This is a genomic window from Stenomitos rutilans, from assembly GCF_059505485.1.
This window is the reverse complement of sequence record NZ_JCACKR010000076.1, coordinates 1-2,549: the sequence shown is the minus strand read 5'-3', so window position 1 is coordinate 2,549 and position 2,549 is coordinate 1. Positions and strand designations below refer to the sequence as shown.

The following is a 2,549-nucleotide window of genomic DNA, read 5'->3' as shown; positions in this document are numbered from 1 at the left end:
TAAAAGTAGCGGTCTCCCTACTTTACTCGACCCACCATTCTTTGACGCACTACCAGAACTACTTATTCTCATAAACAAAGTGTAAGGTATAGGTCTTACGCTTCTCTCTGTGTTTGCAAAAAAAGGAAACGTACACTTGAAGCTAGGTTCGAGTCTTTTCGGTTTAATGTACTAATATCAAAAAGGCTCAAAATTTTTAATTTTGTTTGTGGTCTTTTTTCTGTCTCTTTTGTCGCTTTAAAGTTAACGTTTAAACACGCACTAAGAGCAAGCCTTATGGCAACTGAGATTAATCAATTTGATATAGCGCTTGCGGCTATATCAGAGATGGAAAGATTTAAAGATCTAGAAATAGAAAAATTGGCTATAAGGCTAGAAACTGAAAAAGCTGAGCTTGCTAGCATCCGAGAAACAAAACGAATTTTTTTGGGAACTCGTGGCAACACTCAGATTGATGAGCTGGCATTATCCAGAAATGCTGTCGTAGAGTCATCAGATCGTCGGGGCACCCCTGAAAGCTGGCTTCACCCGCAATACAAGCTCTTGGGATCAAGAAAAGCGATCAAACAAATCCTAGAAGAGAGAAAAGCACCCGTTGAGATCGAAGATCTTGTAGAAGTGCTTTATGACACAAAATCAGAAGACGAGTTCAAACGCGCTAGAAACTCATTGTCTGCTGGGTTGCGTAGAGGATTTGAAGAGGGGGCATGGAAAAAATTAGGACGTAGCTTTTACGCTGCAAACTCTGTTGACTCCACCAGTAGTGCTGTAGATCGCATCAGCACAACACATCTTGGATTGACGCAAAATCAAGACGATAAACCAGAACAAGAACAACCGACTCCTGAAGGTCATATTCAGGAGTCGGTTGTTTGATTTATGAGGATTAGTGCAAATGACGCATACAGCAAAAGCGGCTAGACCACCGCCTAACCGCTTCTGATGTTATCTACTTTTGACCGAGTGTGGCGTAACTGGTAAACGCATCCGATTCGCAGTCGGACGGGTTAGGGAGTGTAGGCTCCAGCCTTAAGGGTTCAAGTCCCTTCACTCGGACGATTCAATGGGGGATGATTCCCGTCCCTCCATTTTAACTTAGCTTGTGCATCTAGAACACTCGTAGTTAATTTGGAGAAGTAATATGTCTGGAAAGTTTGACGGTTTGCAAGAAAAAGCACTAGTTGATGCTGACGACGAGACAATTTATTTAGGAAGCATCCCTTTAGATGTTTTTCAGATTCCTGAACAGCCTTACCGCTTAAGCAAAAAAGAGATATTAGAAATTATTGGGCAGCATAAAAACTGGTTGAGCAGGTTACCCAACCACGCTCCTGAAGCTTTAAAAGCCCTACAGAGTAAAGGATTCACAGGTTACCTTGTCAAGGTTAAAGTCAAGCTTGAACGCGGATCTACACGAGCTGACACTTTAAGCATCCCTGACGCGATGCGCATTTGGGGGTACTTTGCTAGACACGGCAACACTATTGCTGTCGATATTCTTGAAGCTTGTGGGGTTGAAGCCATTGAACGGCGTGCTGACAAAGCTTTTGGTGTGAAACGAACAGAAGAAGAATACAATCAACGTTTTGCTGTCAGGATGGATTTACGCAAAAACAAATTTCAAGCTTTTGCTAAAGAGATCGCGGTTTGGGAGCGTCGAAGAGGTATCTACAGAACTTGCGAGGGGAAGCGGTGGTTTCAAGATGCTCACGATCAGATCAACTTGAGATTGCAGGATCTAAAGTCTAGACAAATTAAACGTGCAAATAATTTACCTGATTGGGCGCTTATTCGAGATCATTTTGAAGCCCCTGTTTTAGTCGATTACTCCTCTATTAGCCAGTTGTCTGCTAATTTTCTTAGAATGGGTGCTAGAGACCCTGTTGAAGCCGTTAATCTAGCGTGTGACTGCTATTTACCTGATAGCTATGTTGCAATGCCAGTTACGGTTGTTGAGAATATCCAGAAAGTAGGACAGCGCCTAGCAAAAATGAAGAAGCAAGCTTCATAAAACACATTCTGGCTCGAAGTCGCTCAACTAGCTTCGAGCCAGAATGTTTTGAAAACACATCAAACACAATTTATGCCTAACAACTCACCTGAAGATACGCATAACAGCAGCGCCAGTGAAGAATCAGAAGCTTTTAAGTCGGCAGTCCGAAAGCTGATGCAAGTGCCTCACCAAGAACTAAAAGAGAAACTTGTAGAAGCAGAAGCGAAAAAGGACGATCACGCTTCCAAGTCACCCCCGGATGAGGGCGATCGTCCTGCTGAAAAATCTTAGTTCTCTTCCCGTTCGCCTTCTTTCTCGGTCAGTTTTTTGTAAGTCAATCTACGACCTGGCATTGCTCCTGTGGCTTTCAGGAAGCGCTCAGAGTCGTTACCGTCGCGGTTGTTAAACCGGAAGCTTTGCTCATCCAAGTAGCGGAACAAGTGAAACGGCTCGACCGAGACGTAAGTTCCCTTAATCGTGCGCTTGAGTAGTGTCCAGAAGCTGACTGCCTGACAAAACTTTTCTAATTGAGGGTAGAACCAGGTTTACAAACAAT

General features: G+C 43.5%; 3 protein-coding genes, 1 tRNA gene and 1 pseudogene. 4 read left to right on the top strand and 1 reads right to left on the bottom strand.

Annotated features, from left to right (window positions below; genetic code table 11):
• Positions 1–276 precede the first annotated feature (276 nt).
• From AC5JLP_RS13650 to AC5JLP_RS13635, 4 genes are all read left to right on the top strand, one after another.
• Positions 277–876, top strand: coding sequence for a hypothetical protein (locus tag AC5JLP_RS13650; RefSeq protein ID WP_496068464.1), 600 nt, complete (start codon positions 277–279; stop codon positions 874–876).
• A gap of 83 nt (positions 877–959) precedes the next feature.
• Positions 960–1,056 (top strand) — tRNA-Ala (locus AC5JLP_RS13645).
• 85 nt (positions 1,057–1,141) lie between these two features.
• Positions 1,142–2,011, top strand: coding sequence for a hypothetical protein (locus AC5JLP_RS13640; protein WP_496068463.1), 870 nt, complete (start codon positions 1,142–1,144; stop codon positions 2,009–2,011).
• 72 nt (positions 2,012–2,083) lie between these two features.
• The gene (locus AC5JLP_RS13635) at positions 2,084–2,284 is read left to right on the top strand and encodes a hypothetical protein (protein ID WP_496068462.1); all 201 of its coding nucleotides are present in this window, start codon (positions 2,084–2,086) and stop codon (positions 2,282–2,284) included.
• On the opposite strand, the pseudogene AC5JLP_RS13630 reads toward AC5JLP_RS13635, so the two are convergent.
• A pseudogene (locus tag AC5JLP_RS13630) lies at positions 2,281–2,493 on the bottom strand (transposase); the annotation flags it as partial. The gene AC5JLP_RS13635 and the pseudogene AC5JLP_RS13630 sit on opposite strands and share 4 nt — an antisense overlap.
• Positions 2,494–2,549 lie beyond the last annotated feature (56 nt).